The organism is Blautia faecicola, from assembly GCF_004123145.1.
Taxonomy (GTDB): domain Bacteria; phylum Bacillota; class Clostridia; order Lachnospirales; family Lachnospiraceae; genus Oliverpabstia; species Oliverpabstia faecicola.
This window is the reverse complement of record NZ_SDKC01000001.1, coordinates 2,900,888-2,920,658: the sequence shown is the minus strand read 5'-3', so window position 1 is coordinate 2,920,658 and position 19,771 is coordinate 2,900,888. Positions and strand designations below refer to the sequence as shown.

General features: G+C 43.2%; 16 protein-coding genes and 2 pseudogenes. 17 read left to right on the top strand and 1 reads right to left on the bottom strand.

Annotated features, from left to right (window positions below; translation table 11 throughout):
* The first annotated feature begins 78 nt into the window (after window positions 1–78).
* Window positions 79–1,326: an IS256 family transposase gene (locus ETP43_RS13210; protein ID WP_055282856.1), complete on the top strand. Its 1,248-nt coding sequence runs from the start codon at window positions 79–81 to the stop codon at window positions 1,324–1,326.
* Window positions 1,327–1,458: 132 nt separating this feature from the next.
* Here ETP43_RS13210 and ETP43_RS18110 read toward each other — a convergent pair.
* Window positions 1,459–2,189, bottom strand: a pseudogene (locus tag ETP43_RS18110) (IS5 family transposase).
* Between the two features lie 106 nt (window positions 2,190–2,295).
* Between ETP43_RS18110 and ETP43_RS13200 the strand changes: the two are divergent.
* The 16 genes and pseudogenes from ETP43_RS13200 (at window position 2,296) to ETP43_RS13130 (ending at window position 19,612) form a co-directional block, all read left to right on the top strand.
* Window positions 2,296–5,616, top strand: coding sequence for a DUF7604 domain-containing protein (locus ETP43_RS13200; protein ID WP_164979718.1), 3,321 nt, complete (start codon window positions 2,296–2,298; stop codon window positions 5,614–5,616).
* Window positions 5,617–5,732: 116 nt separating this feature from the next.
* Window positions 5,733–7,310, top strand: coding sequence for an isopeptide-forming domain-containing fimbrial protein (locus ETP43_RS13195; protein WP_129258570.1), 1,578 nt, complete (start codon window positions 5,733–5,735; stop codon window positions 7,308–7,310).
* Between the two features lie 136 nt (window positions 7,311–7,446).
* Entirely contained in the window at window positions 7,447–8,340 is an 894-nt protein-coding gene (locus ETP43_RS13190) for a class C sortase (RefSeq protein ID WP_129258568.1), read from the top strand.
* A 2-nt stretch (window positions 8,341–8,342) separates the two neighbouring features.
* The gene (locus tag ETP43_RS13185; RefSeq protein ID WP_129258566.1) at window positions 8,343–9,242 is read left to right on the top strand and encodes a class C sortase; all 900 of its coding nucleotides are present in this window, start codon (window positions 8,343–8,345) and stop codon (window positions 9,240–9,242) included.
* A gap of 8 nt (window positions 9,243–9,250) precedes the next feature.
* Window positions 9,251–10,249: a DUF5979 domain-containing protein gene (locus ETP43_RS13180; RefSeq protein WP_129258563.1), complete on the top strand. Its 999-nt coding sequence runs from the start codon at window positions 9,251–9,253 to the stop codon at window positions 10,247–10,249.
* A gap of 17 nt (window positions 10,250–10,266) precedes the next feature.
* A complete protein-coding gene (locus ETP43_RS13175; RefSeq protein ID WP_022399227.1) occupies window positions 10,267–10,776 on the top strand; it encodes a hypothetical protein in 510 nt (169 codons plus the stop codon).
* An 11-nt stretch (window positions 10,777–10,787) separates the two neighbouring features.
* On the top strand, window positions 10,788–11,540 hold the full coding sequence (locus tag ETP43_RS13170; RefSeq protein WP_022399228.1) for a hypothetical protein: 753 nt from the start codon (window positions 10,788–10,790) through the stop codon (window positions 11,538–11,540).
* A 13-nt stretch (window positions 11,541–11,553) separates the two neighbouring features.
* Window positions 11,554–12,351, top strand: a complete 798-nt coding sequence (locus ETP43_RS13165) for a hypothetical protein (protein ID WP_129258561.1) — start codon at window positions 11,554–11,556, stop codon at window positions 12,349–12,351.
* Window positions 12,348–13,475, top strand: coding sequence for a MucBP domain-containing protein (locus ETP43_RS13160; protein WP_129258559.1), 1,128 nt, complete (start codon window positions 12,348–12,350; stop codon window positions 13,473–13,475). The genes ETP43_RS13165 and ETP43_RS13160 overlap by 4 nt, the downstream gene beginning before the upstream one ends.
* A gap of 278 nt (window positions 13,476–13,753) precedes the next feature.
* Entirely contained in the window at window positions 13,754–14,989 is a 1,236-nt protein-coding gene (locus tag ETP43_RS13155; protein WP_164979716.1) for a BTAD domain-containing putative transcriptional regulator, read from the top strand.
* Window positions 14,970–15,584 carry a signal peptidase I gene (locus tag ETP43_RS13150; protein ID WP_243114285.1) on the top strand — a complete coding sequence of 205 codons (615 nt, stop codon included), beginning with the start codon at window positions 14,970–14,972 and terminating at the stop codon, window positions 15,582–15,584. Before ETP43_RS13155 ends, ETP43_RS13150 begins: the two co-directional genes overlap by 20 nt.
* Before the next feature lie 130 nt (window positions 15,585–15,714).
* Window positions 15,715–16,224, top strand: coding sequence for a flavin reductase family protein (locus ETP43_RS13145; RefSeq protein ID WP_129258555.1), 510 nt, complete (start codon window positions 15,715–15,717; stop codon window positions 16,222–16,224).
* 316 nt (window positions 16,225–16,540) lie between these two features.
* On the top strand, window positions 16,541–16,978 hold the full coding sequence (locus ETP43_RS13140; RefSeq protein WP_022400165.1) for a DUF4869 domain-containing protein: 438 nt from the start codon (window positions 16,541–16,543) through the stop codon (window positions 16,976–16,978).
* Window positions 16,979–16,993: 15 nt separating this feature from the next.
* Window positions 16,994–17,509, top strand: coding sequence for a Fis family transcriptional regulator (locus tag ETP43_RS18105; RefSeq protein ID WP_330546538.1), 516 nt, complete (start codon window positions 16,994–16,996; stop codon window positions 17,507–17,509).
* A gap of 45 nt (window positions 17,510–17,554) precedes the next feature.
* Window positions 17,555–18,001, top strand: coding sequence for a hypothetical protein (locus tag ETP43_RS18100; protein ID WP_330546537.1), 447 nt, complete (start codon window positions 17,555–17,557; stop codon window positions 17,999–18,001).
* 208 nt (window positions 18,002–18,209) lie between these two features.
* Window positions 18,210–19,612 (top strand): annotated as a pseudogene (locus ETP43_RS13130) (transposase).
* The last annotated feature ends 159 nt before the right edge of the window (window positions 19,613–19,771 follow it).

The window sequence follows — 19,771 nt, the reverse complement described above, 5'->3', positions numbered from 1 at the left end:
GTTGCGGGAGTATCCCAAAGTTTGTGTAAACCTCCAAACTGATGTAAGATAGAATTACTCAGTTTGGAGGTTTATTTTATGGCAAGAAAAAAGGATTCACCACAAAAAGCAGCACTTAGAGAACTCATGGGAAACTACCTGAAAGAAAACAATGTAAAAGTAAAAGATGGAACAGATGTTAATTCCATTATGCGGGATATGATGTCTATCATTTTGGAAGGTGCCCTTGATCAGGAACTGGATGAAGAACTGGGATATTCCAAGTATGATTATCGAAATAAAGAAACCGATAATTCCAGGAATGGATATTCCCAGAAAACGTTACATACCAGTTACGGAGATATGGAGATTGATATTCCAAGGGATCGAAAAGGTGACTTCGAACCACAGGTTGTAAAGAAGTATCAGAATTCGATTACGCAGGACATGGAAGAAAAGATCATTTCCATGTACGCAAAAGGAATGACTACTGCCGATATAGAAAGCCACATGCGTGAATTATACGATCTTGAGATCTCCGACAGTACTGTCAGCCGGATTACTGATAAGATCCTGCCAATAGTAAAAGAATGGCAGGAAAGGCCATTAGAAAGTGTGTATGCTGTTGTATTTATGGATGCGATCCATTTCCATGCCCGTAATGAGGGGCGGATTGTAAAACGTGCTGTTTACATTGCGATTGGGATCGATATGGAAGGACGTAAGGATGTCCTCGGGATGTATGTGGGTCAAAATGAAAGTGCCAAGTTCTGGCTCTCCATCCTGAATGGTCTGAAAAACCGGGGCGTAGAAGATATATTGATTGCGTGTGTGGATGGACTGACCGGTTTTCCACAGGCAATTGAAGCAGTATTTCCCCAGACCGAGATCCAGCAGTGCATCATCCATCAGATCAGGAACACCACGAAATTTGTTTCTTACAAAGAGATCAAACCACTTATGGCAGATCTGAAGCGTGTATATGCAGCTCCTACAGAAGAAGTTGCATTGGCAGAACTGGACAGCTTTGACGAAAAATGGAGCGGGAAATACCCTAAGATTGCAAAGTCATGGAAAGATAACTGGGCAAATCTTTCAACGTATTTTAAGTATCCGGAAGCTGTCAGACGTCTGATCTATACCACGAACACGATTGAAGGATTTAACCGCCAGCTCCGGAAAGTCACCAAATCCAAGACGGTATTTCCATCCGATGACAGTCTCTTGAAAATGCTGTATCTGGCCATGATAGATATCACCAAGAAATGGACGGGACACCGTCAGGATTGGGGACAGATCCATTCTCAGCTGGAAATTTTCTTCGAAGAAAGATTGGAAAGGTTATAAGCAGAATGCATGCTAGGCAGGGCTGGCACAGCCAGTCCTGCTTGACATGCCTTAAAACTGCATTATAATACAAACAAGGACAGAACCCTGAAAAACAGGTTCTGTCCTCGATAACTAATGACATATCTTATATCAGTTTTTCTGTTTACACAAAACTTGAAACGCTCTCCGTGTTGCTATTCGGCGAAATGCTTTCAATTTCAAAAAATAATTTTCGACCAGATGTCTTTCCTTGTAAAGCCACCAATCGCAACAACGGTCAAATTTAGCTCCTCGACGGGATGGAATGGTCGGCTCTCCTCCGTGGTCGTAAATGTAATCCATCAGTTGATTACTATCGTATCCACGGTCCGCCAGAACCTTGCTGCCATCTATTCGGATATGATCCAACAAAGGGATTGCGTAATTGATATCATTACGCTGCCCTTCACTGATCATAAAATACACCGGATACCCATAGGCATCTACTACTGCATGGATTTTGGTACTGGCTCCTCCACGGCTATGTCCGACTTCATTTGGGAGCCCCCCTTTTTAGCACCTGCACTATGCTGGTGAGCCTGAACAATAGAAGCATCTATAGATAGTTCTTCCAATTCAGCTTCCAGACTTAGAACGCGAAAAATATTATCCAGAATCCCATCATCAATCCATTTGCGAAAACGACTATATACGGTTTGCCAGGATCCATAACGTTCTGGGAGATCTCGCCAGGGTGCACCACTGCGTGCCAACCAGACCATCCCATTAAGAATGATGCGGTTATCTTTTCGTGGACGTCCCTGTTTCCCTGTATTTTCAGGCGGGAGTAACGGTGCAATGCGGTTCCATTCTTCATCTGTTAACTCATATCGTCTCAACATAGTGAACACCCCTTTTTCTTTATTTTATCATGAAAAAGGGAAATGAAACATGCGTTTTGTGCAATTTTTATTTTTCAAACACGCTCTAGGATACACAGAAAACAATGTGACGAATACAAGCGTACAATATAAAGTTGCAGTTTTCAATAAGAGTGATATCGAGAACAGTGGTCTGCCAAAGAACGGAACTACTGCGATAGCAGAAAGCAGAACCTACAGTGTTACTTCTTATTATGAGGTGCGAAACGGTGGATTCGAAACTCCGAATGTTCGGGATAAATACAAAGACTATAATCATTACCAGTATTCAAATGCAGATTATGCTTCAAGCGGTGGCGTATGGCAGACAACTGGAATTGGAACCGGAGGCAAGGCTGGTTGTGATATTGAAATTATCAATACCAAAGATGATTCTTATAAGAGTCCATACAGTTGGTACGGTTCGGACGGAGCAGCCGAGGGAAATCAGTTTGCAGAACTAAACTGTGAAGCAGCAGGTGCATTATATCAGGATATTCTGACAACACCAGGTGAGACATTAAACTATCAGCTGTCCCATCGTGCCAGAGGATCTAGGGCTGATAACACATCGGAATATGATACGATGTACGTTTTGATCATGTCTACGGCATTGGCAAAACAGTATGATGTAACAACAGAAGCAAAAGCACAGGATATTGTTAATCATCCGGAAAACTATTCCGGCGCGACAGTTGTAAGTTACAGAGATGACGATCAGAAGTGGACCACTCACCAGGGTGTGTATAATGTACCGGAAGGTTCAGAACAGTACTCCACCAGATTTTTCTTTGTAGCAGGTACAACAGCATCTGGAAACAAAACGGTTGGAAACTTCCTGGATAATATCAAGTTGACAAGAGATAGACTGACACCGGTAGAAGGCACAGCGACCGTCACACTGACAAAAACAATCACAGGTTTAACGTATACAAATGCCCGTGCATTGGCAAACAAACTGACATTTACGGTTGGATCTCATACGCTTGGCTATAGTGATCTGTCATGGAGCTGGTCTGGTGATGCGGATTCTGTAGGAACTTATATCGGAACCTATGTATTGTCGATACCACAAAGTGAGTTCGATACTTTGAATGTCAGCGAACAGGCAACAGACGGTAATCTGGATGTAGATGGATATACAAGAAATACTTCCTTATTTATCGACGGAACAAACAGCGATCAGGAAACACAGGGAAGTATCACTGTAGGAAATAAAGATGCTCGTTCCGTTGAATTTAAAAACAATTACGTGGTAAACGACGGCGGCACAACGGATGATCCGGAAACAAATATATACCATGAAAAATACATCAAACGAAATAGTGATGGAACATATGATATTACGTTAGATGTATCCGGAACCGTAGGAACAGAGACCAAAAAAGCAAATGTGGATGTTGTTTTGATTGTTGATACCTCCGGAAGTATGGGGGACAAAGTAACTATAAACAATCAGAACAAAACAAAATTGAAAGTTACTAAGGAAGCAATCAAAGGACTGGTTAAAACATTCAATAGCAATAACACTGTAGATGTTCGTTATAAACTGGTTACATTTGCAAAAAAGGCAAATCTGAAAACTAAAAACTGGGTTAATGGAAATAAGTTGGTGGATTATGTTGACTCCTTGTCGGCAGATGGTGGAACCAATTATGATAAAGGACTATCGTTGGGAGCAGATGCGATTAGTACAAGTAGCAGTACACAAGCCCGACCAAATCCACAGAAAATTGTAATTTTCTTAACGGATGGTGAACCAACGTATTATGGTGATGGACCATCGGGAGGCGGAAGTTATACAGATACCACAACATATAATAATGCGTTATCATCAGCAGCCAAAGTTTCTTGTGATAAGTTTTATGCGATTGGCATAGGTTTGCCTGATAATGTAGATATATATACATATGATTGGTATGGATACCCGGAGAAAGATAGAACAACAACTGGAATACAGATTTTAACTGATGTGGCAAGTAAAACAACAGCATCTACAAAAGAGTCAAGTAATCTGACAAACGTAGCAGACTTGGGAAATAAATTCCAGAGTATAGTCGGAGAGGTATTGACATATGAATGTGAAAATGTAGTAATCACCGATACTTTAAGCCAATATGTAGATCCGACAGATGGGAGCCGATTGGTAATTAAAGAAGCTGTAAAAGATGCAAATGGAACGTTTACTCCGACTGGTGCGACTCATACAGTTAGTTTAAGTCAAGGCGGCACCGTTACATTCGCAAATGGAAAAAAAGCAGAGGCAAGTTATGATGCAGCTACGAAAACTGCGACACTGACATTTGCACCTAATCATAAGTTGGAAAAAGATCATTACTATTATCTGACAATCACTAACGTCGTACCAAATGAAGCAGCATTCCAGGAATACCAGACAGGAAACAGTTATAACGCAGTGGGAGATACTCCTTCCGATGCAAGCGATGATGGTTATCAGGCGGTCAGCACAGGAACTTCTTCTGGAAAGAAAGGATTTAAGTCCAATGCTTCTGCAAGTATAAGCTATACGTATAAAGACGTTAACCATACGGAATCTTATAATGATCCGGTTGTTCAGGTCGAAAAAATCACGGTCGAAAAGAAATGGGTTGGCATGGATGCCAGCGATATTAAAAAACAGGTAGTGCTTGTACAGCTGATTGACAAAAATGGCGATCCGGTTGAAGACAAAGTGTTAAAACTGAGCAGCCAGAATAATTTCCAGGGCTCTTTCATAGTAGAAGAAACCGATAATTATGGTGGCGTTCGAGAATTGAAACCGGATAAAAAGGGTTCCATTACATACGAAAACAGGAAATACTCGATGATTCAGGATAATGGAAGCACTACTATCGATGATAATACCTACAAGGTAACCTACTCAAAAGATTCCAAGGATGCCAATAAGCAGATCATTACCAACACAAAGAATTCTGAAAAAATTAAAATCATTAAAACCGGAACCAACACAGAGTTGAAACTGGAAGGTGCAGAATTCACGTTAAAAGACAGCGAAGGTAATCCGGTGAAACTTGGATCTAATACAACTGGTACGTATATCTCTGATGAAGAAGGTCTTGTACTGGAAGAACCATTAGAACATGGTACTTACACACTGACAGAAGTAAAAGCTCCGGACGGCTATGTAGTATTACCGGGAGTGATTACGATTAATGTTTTAGCTGAAGGTGATACAAGAGTAACAGTATCCGGACCGTCGGAGGATATCGCATCCTGTGAGAAGAAAGAAGATGTGTATGTAATCACTGTAAAAAATGAAGTGTTATACAACCTTCCATCCACCGGTCACACCGGAATCTTCCAAATCATGATGAGTGGAATGCTGCTAATCTTTGCAGGCGTTCTGATCATATTTAAATTAAGAGACAAGGGGGTGCTGAAAAAATAAGGAAACTTAATATTTCAGTGGCCTCCGAGCCACAACAATGATTTCCGGTGCAAATAAAAGGAGAAAAGGCACTGAAAATAAAAGAGAGGAAATAAAAAAGAAAAGGAGAAAATCATATGAGTAAAGTGAAAAGAATCTTATCAGTGATTATGGCGATGGTAATGGTACTGGCTATGAGCGTACCGACATTCGCAGCAACAACACCGACAGCAAATGATACAGCAAAAGGAACCGTACAGAATGTAGAAAAAGCAGCAACCGTAACCGCATACCAGATCACAAAAGCACAGTATGACGGTGGATTTATCGGATATGTGAAAACCGATAATAAGCTTGCGATCGCAGATGTTCTGGCTCCGACTTCCGATGAAGTAACCGCAATTGCAAAACAGATTGCAAGCGGTGCTGTAACTCTTAAAAGCAAAACCATGACAGGCGCAGCAGTTGCAGATGATGTAAAATACACAGATTTCACAGCTGACCTGAATGCAGGTTACTGGCTGGTAATCGTATCCGGTACGGTTGACGAAGTATATAACCCAATGTTAGTTGGTGTATACTATTCCGCAAACGGAAGCGACAACACCATGACATCCAACCCGGTCAATGCAGATTCCAACTGGACTCTGGAAACCAGCAATGCATATGCAAAATCCACCACTCCTTCTATTAAAAAAGAGATCGTAGGTGGTGAAACCGCAAAAGGAAACGATGTGGCAATTGGCGATACAGTTAATTTCAAAATCACAACTGCTATTCCTTCCTACAGCAAACAGTATGATACCGTAACCGTAGCCATTTCCGATACCATGAGTGCTGGTCTGACATTAGACAAAAACAGCATCAAGATCAACGGTGCAGATATTTCCGCTGATATGATCGAGAAGGTGGAGACAACCGATCATGGATTTACTCTTACAGTTAAGAGTGATTATGCAAAAGAAAATGGCGGCATGGAACTGGTAGTAACCTATTCCGCAACTGTAAATGATCAGGCAACGGTAAACTTTGATCCGAATACCAACAAAGCAACATTATCCTACACCACCAACCCGAAGGGTGATGTAAAAACCACAGACAGCAAAACTTATACTTATACCTTCAGCATCGGTGCAGCTTTAAGCGCAGCTACTCAGGGATACACAGAAAAAGTAAACCAGATCATCAAAGTAGATGAAAAAGGTAATGTGATCAGTAAAGTAGAAGAAAAGAGCCAGGAACCGGATGAAAAAGTAGTAGAAGTATTAAAAGGTGCAACCTTTACATTAACCAATACCAAGACCAGAAAAGTTTATACAGCAGAATCCGGTGAAGATGGTGGACTTACCTTTAACGGACTGGATCAAGGAACCTACACCTTAGTAGAGACAGCAGCTCCGGAAGGATTTACCATTGACAAAACAGAACATACCGTTGTGATCGCAGCAACTTACAACGAAGACGGTACGCTGAATACTTATACCATTACAATCGATGGAAAGAATACTTCCACCTATACCGCTACTTATGACAAAGAAGGAAAAGTTACAACAATTGCAACCACTACAACAGTTACAGAAATTAAAAATACGAAACTGAGTGCACTGCCATCTACCGGTGGTATCGGTACAACAATCTTCACCATCGGCGGTTGCGCAATCATGATCGTAGCAGCTGGTCTGTTCTTCGCAACAAGAAGAAAAACTCAGAAATAATAAGGAAGCCCGTACACTCGTTGGAGATAACGGAAGAACCCATGAAAACGGGGCGGCTCGCCCGCCCCGTTTTTGATAAAAAGGATAAAAGAACAAAGAACTGACACTTGAGTATACAACAGTAAGGAGAGCCCGGATGAAGAAAAAAATGTCAATTATCATAGCAGGAATTTTATTTTTAGCCGGTTTGTCCTTGTTGCTGTATCCGCTGGTGGCAAATCAGTGGAATACTTACCGGCAGAGCCGTCTGATCTCAGAGTATGAAACGACAGTCAGCACGGAGAACAGTGAGGGAGCCATTGATTATGAGAAAGAATGGGAGAAAGCAAATGCATATAATGCATCACTTCTTCCGAGTATTCTTCCTGATTCCTTCGCAATCGCAGCAGCATCAGATGAGCCAGGAGACGAATATATGTCCTGTCTGAACATCCTGAATGACGGAATGATGGGATATGTGGAAGTACCGAAAATCAACATTAAAATTCCGATTTTCCATACCACTTCCGAGGAAGTCCTGAACAAAGGCGCAGGACATCTGGAAGGAAGTTCTCTTCCGGTAGGCGGGGAAAATACCCACGCAGTAATCTCTGCACACAGAGGTCTTCCCAGTGCAAGCCTGTTTACGGATCTGGATCAGTTAGAAAAAGGAGATCATTTCCTGATTTCCGTATTGGATCAGAAACTCTGTTACGAAGTGGATCAGATCCGCACCGTAGAACCGGAAGATACCGGAGATCTGGCGGTGGAGCCGGGAGAAGATCTCGTGACACTGCTTACCTGTACACCTTACGGAGTAAATACTCAGAGACTTCTGGTAAGAGGACACCGGGTACCGTATGAAGAAGAGGTTGTGGAAAAAGAAGAAAAGGAATCACCGATGAGCCTGTATACCAACTATCTGCTCTGGGTAGTGATCGGACTTGCGGTAACAGCAGTATTGATCTTTGGCTTATGGAAATATGATAAACACTACAAAAGAAAAAGGAAAGAAAAACAGGAACAGGTTTCCGAACGGAAAGAGGAATAAAGATGAAAAGAAAATTATCAGGAATTCTCTTCGGGCTGCTGTTTCTGACAGGATTTGGAATCCTTGTTTATCCGACCGTATCCAACCAGTGGAATACTTACCGGCAGAGCCGCCTGATCAGCGACTACGAGAAAGTGGTAAGTGATATGAAACCGGAGGATTACACAGAAGAATGGGAGGCAGCAAGAGAATTCGACAGTACCTTGGTTCAGAATAATATTTACGGGGATGTGTTTGGCAGTGACGATACACAGATAGAAGATACCGATTACTGGAAAGTGCTGAATGTGGCAGAAGACGGAGTCATGGGTTATCTCTCTATCCCGAAAATCAATGTCAGACTTGCCATATATCATGGAACTGCGGAAGATGTTTTACAGACGGGAATCGGTCATATGAATGGCACATCGCTTCCCATCGGCGGTGAGAGTACCCACAGTGTACTGGCAGCCCACAGAGGTCTTCCGGCAGCCCGGTTATTTACCGATATCGATCAGATGCAGCAGGGAGATATGTTTTACATCCATGTGCTGGATGAGACACTTGCCTATCAGGTGGATCAGATTCTCGATATGGTAGAAAAGGATGATCATGAGACACTCGAGGACGCATTGCAGATTCAGGAAGGAAAAGATCAGGTAACATTGTTTACCTGCACACCGTACGGTGTCAATTCCCACCGGCTTCTGGTCCGTGGAACGAGAGTTCCGTATAACGGGGAAGAAGAAACAGAAAATACGCCGGTTGACAGCATGTTGCGTGCTATTCAGAATTATTATATGTTATACTTAATCTTAGGATTGGCAGTTACACTGCTTGTGATACTGATCATGAAGTTCCTGTTTGACCGGAAGAACAAAAAACATTCCGGTAAGACGGATGATATGTCGAAGGAGGGATAGAGGTGACTATGAAAAAGAGAATAAGAACCGCAGGGGCGCTGACCCTTGCAGCAATCACTGTTTTATCAGCAGCCGGTTTATCCAGTGTATACGGTGCTCTGGGAGTGGATACCGAACAGAAGTGTTCACTTACCTTTACACTGGACGGCACAGAATTTGCTGAACTGAATGAGGTGGAGATTCCGGTCGATGTATATCAGATCGCGGATATCACAGAGGAAGCACAGTACACGGCACACACCGGTTATGAAGGACTTGGGCTGGATCAGATCAGCAGCACAACCACCGCAGAAGCGTGGATGCAGATGGCAGAAGATGCCATGAAGATCGTGGAAGATACCAAAGCGGAACCGACAGCTGTGACAACGGTGGAAAAGAAAGCAGGAGAAAGCACAGCGACAGGAAAAATTGAAAATCTGAAAACAGGAATGTATCTGGTAGCAGCAGAGACGGTACAGACCAGTGAATACACCTACGATTTTTCCCCATATCTGGTATCGCTGCCGAACAACTATTATTCCGGCGAACATCCGGATGACACCTGGGTCTACGATGTGACAACAGGCATGAAACCACAGCAGACACAGCGGTACGGCGATCTGGAGATCGTAAAAGACCTGACCGCTTATAATACTTCTCTCCAGGATGCACTGTTTGTCTTCCAGGTAGAGGGAACAAGAAACGGTGAAAATGTTTACAGTGATGTGGTTACAATCAAATTTAATGAGGCAGGAAAGAAAACAACACTGGTAAAACACCTTCCGGCAGGAACGGAAGTGACAGTAACAGAAATCTATGCAGGCGGAAGCTACAAAAATACATCCGGTGACACCCAGACAGCAACGATCATTGCCGAGGGAGAAGACAACAGTCCGGTAAGCGTAAGCTTTACCAATACATATGATGGTCGCCTGGTTCCGGGAAGCGGTATCGTAAACCATTTTGAAAATAAAGATGGCGAGTGGAGCTGGGAACAGCAGGACGATAACACCGTCAGTGCAAATTAGGGAAAGGGGTGCAGGATATGAGAAAAATAAATAAAAAAAGTCTTTGCCTTGCAGCCGCAGCTCTGACACTGACAGCTGGGATCAGCGCAGGAACAGCGATGGCGTATTTCACCACTTATACGGAAGCCTCCGGAGGGGTAACGTTGAACATGGGATTCAGTGAGACGATACCGAAAGAAGATTTCAGCAACTGGACGAAACATGTATCGGTGGAAAATACCGGTGATTATGACTGTTATGTCCGTGTGAAAGCACTGGCAGGAAGCAAATATCAGGATGGATTGCAGTACAGCGATTCCGATGGAAAATGGACACCGGGAGAGGACGGATACTATTATTACAGCGATCCGATCGCACCGGGAGAAAGCACATCGGTCCTGGATATCCGGATCGACAGCAAAGAGTCGGATGCCAGCTTCAATGTAGTAGTTGTTCAGGAATCCACAAAAGTCCTGTACAATGAAAACAACGAACCGTATGCAGACTGGACACAGATCGCAGATACCAGCGAGACAACCGGAGAATAGGAGGGTGAGAGATGAGTAAGAAAAAGAAAATGCCCCTTGGGGGACTGACTGTGGCTCTTCTTTCCGCTTCTGTTGTATTACTGGCAGGAAGCACGATAGGAAGTGCCCGGGCAGCACTGACATATTACAGCGAGAACTACGGCGCACAGGTAGAGGTTTCCAATATCGGTGTCAGCCTGGTGGAAAATGACAAAGTAGTCAGCAAAAGAGATTATGCATCCAATGGAACATGGGATGAGACGACAGGAGATCTGCTGACCGCTCTGAAAGAAGAAAAAATCGTACCGGGAAAACAGTACGAGGAAGCAATCAAGGTAACAAACAGCGGCTCCATTGACAGTTATGTCCGTGTGATCCTGAAAAAGAGCTGGACGAATAAAGAAGGCGTAAAAGATACCAGTCTTTCCCCGGATCTGATCGATCTGAACCTGACAGATGGAAATGGCTGGGTGGTTGATGAAGATGCATCTACCACAGAGCGGACGATCCTCTATTACACCAGCATCCTTCCGGCAGGAAGCAGTACACTGGCGCTCAGCGATACCCTGACGATTGACGGCAGCATCGCTACGAAAGTAAAACAGGATGTCACAGAGAAGGACGGTTACCAGACAATCACCACGACTTATGCATATGATGGTTATAATTTCCAGATTGAAGCAGAAGCAGACGCAGTACAGACACATAACGCACAGGATGCCATCAAGAGTGCCTGGGGTGTGGATGTAGATGTGGATGGAAATGGCAATATCAGCTTACGATAGGAGGGTGCAGAATATGAAAAAAAGAATTTTGTGCCTTGCCATGGCAGCAATCATGGCCGTAGGCATACATACAACAGCATTTGCAGAGACGCTGCAGGGCGGTTCTGAGTGGAAGGTAGAGTTTGACGGTTCTAAGATGAGCAGTAATTTTACTTCCGCAGACATGAAGAAAGATATCTTCCGGTTACAGCCGGGAGATACCATGGAACTTCAGGTAGGACTGAAGAACACCAGTGAGAAAGATGCAGACTGGTATATGACCAATGAAGTATTAAAATCTCTGGAAGACAGCCAGAGCATCGCAGAAGGCGGTGCCTATGGTTACAGGCTGACTTATGTGGGACCGGACAAGAAGGAAACCGTATTATATGACAGCGAAACCGTAGGTGGCGAGGATGCCAAGAAGGGTGAAGGTCTTCACCAGGCCACCGATGCACTGAATCAGTATCTGTATCTGGATCGTCTCTCCAAGGGAGATGTAGCTTCTGTGCATCTGACAGTAAAGCTGGACGGTGAGACACAGGGAAATGATTATCAGGATACACTGGCAAGCCTTCAGATGAGCTTCGCAGCCGATCCGGTGACGGTGACAACCGTGACGAAGAAGGGCGAAGACAAAGTTGTCAACAAGACAGTAACCAGGACGGTTACAGCACCTTCAAAGAATGTTGTCAGATCCCCAAAGACCGGTGATACCACACAGATTCTTGCTGTATGTGCAGTAGCGCTGGCAAGTGGTGTGATTCTTCTGATTCTGGCAGTGATACTGATCAAGAAGCGAAAAGAGGAGAAAGGAGAGGGTCAGCGATGAAAAAAATGTATAAGATAGCCACATATCTTCTGGCCTTTTGTTTTCTGCTTGGATCGATTCCTGTGAGTGTTAAGGCGGAGGATTATAAGTATCAGGTAACGATTTTCAGCGGTAAGCAGGGAGCTTTTTCCGGAACTGCCGGACTGGTAGTAAAGGGAGCAGATTATAGCGTTTCCAATACTGCAGATGCTATCGTGATCAAGAATCTGAATCCAGGAGATACCGTAAGTTTTGAAGCAAGATCCGGTGCAGTAGCGCTGGATAAGGACAGCAAGTATTATGTGCAGGGCATCCGTATCAGTGGACGTGATAATAATGCCGCAGTAGAGAATTCTTCTTTTGAAGTGACCGGAGACCAGGAATACGTAGTAGCATACGGAATCAAAGGCAATCAGGTAGCCTACACCATCAATTATCAGGATGCCAACGGCAACAAGCTGGCAGACAGCCAGACCTTCTATGGCAATGTAGGTGATAAACCGGTGGTTGCATATACCTATATCGACGGATACACACCGGAATACAGAAACCTGACCAAAACCTTATCTGCCAATGCAGCAGAGAATGTATTTACCTTCAATTATCTGCCATATGAGACCGTAACCGTGACAACACCGGGACAGACCATCACCAACACCACCGAGCAGACAGTTACCGTACCTGGAGGTACAACAACTATAACTGGTGGTACTACCGGAACAACCGGTGGAACTACAGGCACAACCGGTGGCACAGGAACCAATGCCAATGGCGGTAACGCAGCAGGCACAACCACCGGAAACGGTGATGCACAGGGCACAGATGCCACAGGTGGAACCGGCAATGGCGGACCTGGCAATGTAACAGATAATCAGGGAACAGAAGGCACAGAAAACGGCGGAACCACCCAGGATGCACAGGGTAACGAAGACACCACTACCATCGGTGATGAAGAGACACCAAGAGCAGACCAGGATCTGAAAGATCTGGACGATGAGGATGTACCGAAAAGTAACAAAGACCTGGATGGCAATAAGAAAGTAAAGAAGAGCCTTCCGCTGGTAGCCGGCGTTGGTATCGGCGTAGCAGCACTTGCAGCACTGGCAGCAGGTATCGTGATCGTCAGAAAACGTGTACACAGATAATCAGACAGTGGAAAGAACAGTGAAACTGCTGTATGGAGTAAAACAAAACTCCATACGGCAGTTTTTTTATTACACGGAGTGAACAGTAACGCGAAGGGTATTTTGTATACAATAACATATAAAGAAGACTTGCTTTCTTTTGCGTAATGTATTAGAATATGCATGTATATTTCGCGGAAGGAACGAAAATCATATTTTCCGTGAAAGTGTAAGATAAGTCAGGAAAGCGGTTGTCTCAGGAGGATGCAGACCCAAATATGCAAACATGTGGAACGTGTATGAAGAACAAAAAATTAAAGAAACAACAGGTTTTGTATGTAAAAATGTTCGGTGATTTTTCCCTGGAATATCAGGGGATATCTTTGATCGCAAAGAAGAAAAAAGAGACACAGTTTGCACGGGTGTTGCAGTTGATTTTCCATAGCGGAGAAAAGGGGATCAGCCGGGAACATCTGGAGAAGGTTTTGTTTGGTGAACGGACATTGGACGATGCGAATCATGCGATCCACAGTCTGATCTATAATATCAGAAAAAAACTGGAACAGACAGGTCTTCCGAAAGGAAAATATATTATTTCCAGAAGAGGAAGATTTTACTGGAACAAAGAGATTCCGTTTGAAGAGGATGCGCAGGTGTTTGAAGAGTATTGCAGCAGAGCACGCAGGGCAGGGGACTGGGAGGAACAGCTTGAGCTGTGCTGGAAGGCTGTTTTGATGTATAAAGGTGCCTTTCTTAAGGGTTCCGCGCAGGAAGGCTGGGTAAAAGCGGAACGGGAGCGTTATCAAACCATGTTCCGGAAGTTGGTGAAATATATGGCGGAACTTCTGCGGACAAAGAAGGCGTATATCCAGCTGGAGAAGCTGGGTCGGCATGTATCGAAAGCAGCGCCATATGAGGAAGGGGAACTGCTGGTGCTCGAGGCACTGACCGGTATGGGAAGAACGGAACAGGTAGAGATTCTGTATGGGGAAACCATGGAAAAGTATCGTCAGGTCTATATGGAAGAAGAACTGGTCAAATTAAAGGATTTCCGGAGAAAAATGCAAGAACAGCTTGACCATCCGTATGATATACTGGATAATATACAGGAGAATATGACAGAACGGCTGGAAAAGGTGAAGGAGCCGTATCAGTGTAACTGGGTGGTGTTCCGGGAGATTTATCATATGGTTGCACGTATGATAGAGCGAAGCGGACAACAGGTGCAGCTGATGTTATGTACTTTAACGGATATGGAGGAACATCCCATCAGATCCGATGAATATGCAGAGGTACTGTCACGGTATATATGGGAAAGTATCTGCAGAAGTATTCGTGCGGGGGACGTAGTTACCCGTTACGGGAGGGGACAATATCTGGTACTTCTGATCAATACAAAACCGGAGGATTGTCAGGAGATCCAGAAACGCATCGATGCACAGTTCCGGAAGAAAAATACCGTGTATGAGATCCGGTACAACGTGAAGTCTGTCAGAAGTCTGAATAATGCAAAGGATGATCAGAACCTGTCATAAGGTGATTTTCGGGCAGGTATCGGTTCTGGTACAGGATATGGGAAAAAAGAAGAAAGAAAAAAGAGGGGCACTGGCAGGATGTGCCCGGATCTGTAAGATATTCGGAACGGTCTGTCTGGTGGCGGTGATTCTTGTATGTCTGCCATTAACTCTTCCGCGGGTCTTCGGGTATGAGATCTATACAGTCATCAGTGGAAGTATGGAGCCGGCGATACCGGTGGGAAGTCTGGTTTATGTACAGCCGGGAGCACCGGAGGATGCCGGGACAGATGATGTGATCGCATTCTACAGTTCTATGGATACGGGAGCGATCATCACACACCGGGTTATCAAAAATGATATTGTAACCGGTCAGATCCACACCAAGGGTGATGCAAATGAAAAAGAAGATCTGTATCCGGTGGGTTATGATTATTATATCGGAAAGGTAGTATATTCTGTTCCGGTGCTGGGACGGGTACTTGCATTTTTTGTGACTTTCCATGGTAAGATTGCAGCGGGAAGTCTGATCGGACTCGCGATTCTGTTACAGATCATCGGAGGAGTGCTGGACTCGGCGGATGAGAAGAAACAGGCAAAAATATCGCAGAAATAGCTTTGCGATGCCGGCAGAAAATAGTATAATAACAGTAGCTGTGAAAAATGAGGCAGTTACTGAAAAAAGAAGGTAACAGGGGCAGCAGCTTGCGGTTACCTTCTGTGTTATAGAAAGAAGGACAGATGCGATGGGATTTAAAAAAGTGGATGTGAAAACACTGGAGATGAAACCTTTTGAGAAGATCGGTTCCGAATGGATGCTGATCTCCGCAGCAAAAGACGGCAAAGCCAATACAATGACCGCTTCCTGGGGCGGCATCGGCGTTCTGTGGGGTAAGAATGTGGCAACAGTATATATCCGCCCACAGCGTCATACCAAAGAGTTCGTAGATGCAGGTGATACATTTACCATCAGCTTCTTCGGTGGCGGGCACATGAAAGAGCTGGGTTACCTCGGCAAAGTCTCCGGCAAAGATGTCCCGGACAAGATCGAACAGTCCGGCTTGCATCTGACAGAAGTGGACGGTCAGCCGGGATTCGAAGAGGCTACACAGGTGCTGGTATGCAGAAAGCTTTACCAGGATGACATCAAACCGGAAAACTTTTATGAACCGGAAGAAGATGAAAGATGGTATCCGGAAAAAGATTATCATACCATGTACATCGCTGAGATCCGGGAGTGCTGGGTGAGAGAGTAAAGCAGAAAGTACAAAAGAAGAGTCGGAATCCGGGAAGGTAAGACCGGTTTCCGGCTTTTTTGCATGACAGGCGAGGCAGGATTGGGTGTTTCTGGTTGCAGAAGTAAGGAAAAGAGACATATAATAGATGTTGCAGGGGAACTATTCAGTTGCCACTGTCCCGCGAGGTGTTTTGACATGAATATGTCAAAATCCCGAGACATACAAGCCAAAATGCCATCACCGAAGGTTTAAATGCATTTTGGCTCGTAACTGTGAAGGTACTGAACAGTTACGTTGCAGGAAAGGTTTACATGCAGAAAAAGGAGACAATCGTATGCTGAATATTTTTTATGGTGATATGAAAGAAGCTGTGTATAATACGGCAGCTTATTTTAAATATGATTACGAGGACAGCTGGATCATAGATCCGTTTGTGAAAGAAATGATTCAGGATGTCGATCGGTCGACGGTCTTAGACAGTGGAGTCATCGACAGTCCGGTCCTTGGGAAGATACCACCAACCGGGCTATCCGGTGGAGTGAAAACATTGATTCTTGTTAAATTTGAAAAAGATAAGATTTTTAATGCTTCGACATGCGGTGACAATTGCGCAAAATGGTTGTTGAAAATTGCTGCATCGCAGGATCGCACAATTAATCTGCATCATTTGATGGAATTTGGGGAAGAACCATTTCAGATCCGTATTCTGAATACGGATCAGGTGGTGTGTTCCATGAGAGAACTGATATCGATAGCCGGTGAATTTGTCTGACAGGAGATAGGGAGAATGAAGGGAAAACATAAAATTGTTGTTTCAACCAAACGCTTAAAATATGAGTTTGAACTGCACCGCAATCTGACTGTCATTCGTGGAGACAGTGCAACCGGAAAAACCACGCTGGTAGATATGATTCGGGATCATATCAATAACCCGTCTGGCACACCGGTGGAGCTGGTTTGTGATAAAACATGCTATGTGCTGGAGGGAAACTTATGGAAAGCACAGTTATCGGAGATCTCAGATGGTATCGTATTCATAGATGAAGGTAATGAATTTATCAAAACAGAAGAGTTCGCGGGAACTATTCAGAAAACAGATAATTATTATGTAATTGTAACAAGGGAATCTTTACCTGCACTGCCATACAGTGCAGAGGAAATTTATGGTATCCGAACATCTGGAAAATATGGGACGTTGAGACAGAGTTATCATGAGTTTTACAGAATATATGGAACAGATACCTGGACCAACCCGGTAAAACCGGAGATGGTTCTCACAGAGGACAGTAATTCGGGTTATTAGTTTTTTTCTCACATATGCCAGGCGAATGGGTTGAAATGCGAGTCTATGAATGGAAAATCGAATGTTTTCCACTATATCAATGAACATAAAGATCAGAAAATCCTTGTAATAGCAGACGGTGCGGCGTTCGGTTCGGAAATTGACAGAGTATTGAAACTGATCCGGGAAAATGAAACAGCAGCTCTGTATCTGCCGGAATCCTTTGAATGGCTGATTTTAAAGTCTGGGGTATTGAAAAATAATCAGATAGACCAGATGTTGGATGAGCCGGCAGAATATATAGAAAGCAGGGAGTATTTTAGCTGGGAACGATTTTTCACATCTGTGTTAATTGAGAACACCAGGGATAGCTATCTGGCATATGCCAAAAAGAAGTTGAATGAGGCTTATCTTGGGGGAATGATAGAGGATGCAATTCTTAAGCAGATGGAGAAGATAGAACTGGGGTGGAAGAAAGAGATACAGGAAAATAAAGAAGAAAAAGAATTGTAAAATATTTTGATGGTATATATAATGGTATGGCAAAGAAATTTGTGAAATGTCAGGTGTTTTGGAAAAGGATATCTGTGAGTTGAAAAAAATGTTTATGTAATTTCATTTAAGGGGGCTGTCGCACTAATTAGTGCGCAGCTCCTTTTCTTGTGCAAAAAAATAACTGCCAGACCTCGAAAGAATCCGGCAGTTGGTGTAAAATCAAGTTATGCTACTAACTAAATTATTACAAAAAGATTATACAAAAAATTCAGACGGATATCAACTTAAACTTCCGTTAAATCTTGAAACAATCATTCCGGATAATGATTCTGTTCGATTACTAAGTCAGTTTGTGGAGGCTATGGATTTGACTGACCTATATTCTACTTATGAAAGAATAAATTCTGTATCGCCCAGAACACTTTTGAAGATCGTGCTCTATTCTTACATGAACGGGGATTACTCCTCTCGTTCCATGGAACTAAATTGTAAAAGAGATATCAATTTTATGTTTCTTCTAGAAGGTTCCCCGGCTCCTGATCATGCAACATTTGCAAGGTTTAGAAGTATCCATTTTGCTCCCTGTTCTAAACGTATCCTTGCAGAAATGTCTAATGCATTGTTTGATATGGGAGAAATTTCCGGAGAGACCATTTTTATTGATGGTACAAAAATTGAAGCCAGTGCCAATAAGTATACTTTCGTCTGGAAGAAGGCAGTAACAAAAAACCAGGCAAAACTTTTGCAGAAACTTGCTGATTTTGTGGCTGAGTGTGAGTTGCTTTATGATATAAAAATCGTTTATGGAAATACGATAAAAATAAGGCATGTAAAGAAGCTCCGCAAAAAACTGTATGCATTAAAAGAAACTGAAAATATAGTGTTTGTGCATGGGATCGGGAAAAGAAAAACTTCACTTCAAAAGAGTATTGAAACTCTTGAAAGTTATTTGAACCGGCTCAAAAAATATAACCAGCAGATACATATCTGTGCGGAACGCAACAGTTATTCAAAGACAGATCATGATGCTACTTTTATGCGAATGAAGGAGGATGCCATGGGAAACGGACAGTTAAAGCCTGCGAACTATGAGATTTCCAAGACCCGTAAATATAAAAATGATATCGGTAAGATAGAAAATATGGAGTATGATGTAAAAAAGATATCTATACCTGCAAAAATGGTAAAAAATTAGGTGTAGATCATATCCGCCACTCAAAAAGCAAAACAGGATATGTAAGCGAAAAAACGATTTATAAATGTGAGGACTGTAATGGATGCCCTTACAAAAGCGAATGCATCAAAGGGAATAACTGCAAAACACCCTTAGAAGAACGGACAAAGACACTTCAGGTTGCGAAAACATTTCTAAAACATAGAAAAGAAGATTTAGACCGGATACTCTCAGAAGAAGGGATCCTCTTCAGGACAAACCGAAGCATACAGGCGGAAGGCTCCTTTGGCGATTTAAAACAGGATATGCAGTTCCGCAGATATTTGAGCAAATGAAATGCAAATGTTCTTGCAGAAAGTACGTTGCTTGCCATGGCAAGAAACATAAACAAACTGCATAATAAGATTCAAAATGGAAGAACCGGAACACATTTATTTCCGATAAAAAGTGCCTAAATTTTGACTTATCAAAACAATTTTTCAAGCCATCAAGAATGGCTTATTAAAGTGCGTCTTTAATAATAGCCTGTAACAATGAAAAGCGTTTTTTGATGGATTTTATCCTTAGAACAGCAAAAAGAAAGCTGCCGCTTCACGAAAATTCATTCGTTAAAG

Coding starts and splice junctions, on each gene's coding strand:
- ETP43_RS13210 (WP_055282856.1), top strand. CDS start 79: ATGGCAAGAAAAAAGGATTCACCACAAAAAGCAGCACTTAGAGAACTC.
- ETP43_RS13195 (WP_129258570.1), top strand. CDS start 5,733: ATGAGTAAAGTGAAAAGAATCTTATCAGTGATTATGGCGATGGTAATG.
- ETP43_RS13190 (WP_129258568.1), top strand. CDS start 7,447: ATGAAGAAAAAAATGTCAATTATCATAGCAGGAATTTTATTTTTAGCC.
- ETP43_RS13185 (WP_129258566.1), top strand. CDS start 8,343: ATGAAAAGAAAATTATCAGGAATTCTCTTCGGGCTGCTGTTTCTGACA.
- ETP43_RS13180 (WP_129258563.1), top strand. CDS start 9,251: ATGAAAAAGAGAATAAGAACCGCAGGGGCGCTGACCCTTGCAGCAATC.
- ETP43_RS13175 (WP_022399227.1), top strand. CDS start 10,267: ATGAGAAAAATAAATAAAAAAAGTCTTTGCCTTGCAGCCGCAGCTCTG.
- ETP43_RS13170 (WP_022399228.1), top strand. CDS start 10,788: ATGAGTAAGAAAAAGAAAATGCCCCTTGGGGGACTGACTGTGGCTCTT.
- ETP43_RS13165 (WP_129258561.1), top strand. CDS start 11,554: ATGAAAAAAAGAATTTTGTGCCTTGCCATGGCAGCAATCATGGCCGTA.
- ETP43_RS13160 (WP_129258559.1), top strand. CDS start 12,348: ATGAAAAAAATGTATAAGATAGCCACATATCTTCTGGCCTTTTGTTTT.
- ETP43_RS13155 (WP_164979716.1), top strand. CDS start 13,754: ATGAAGAACAAAAAATTAAAGAAACAACAGGTTTTGTATGTAAAAATG.
- ETP43_RS13150 (WP_243114285.1), top strand. CDS start 14,970: ATGATCAGAACCTGTCATAAGGTGATTTTCGGGCAGGTATCGGTTCTG.
- ETP43_RS13145 (WP_129258555.1), top strand. CDS start 15,715: ATGGGATTTAAAAAAGTGGATGTGAAAACACTGGAGATGAAACCTTTT.
- ETP43_RS13140 (WP_022400165.1), top strand. CDS start 16,541: ATGCTGAATATTTTTTATGGTGATATGAAAGAAGCTGTGTATAATACG.
- ETP43_RS18105 (WP_330546538.1), top strand. CDS start 16,994: ATGAAGGGAAAACATAAAATTGTTGTTTCAACCAAACGCTTAAAATAT.
- ETP43_RS18100 (WP_330546537.1), top strand. CDS start 17,555: ATGAATGGAAAATCGAATGTTTTCCACTATATCAATGAACATAAAGAT.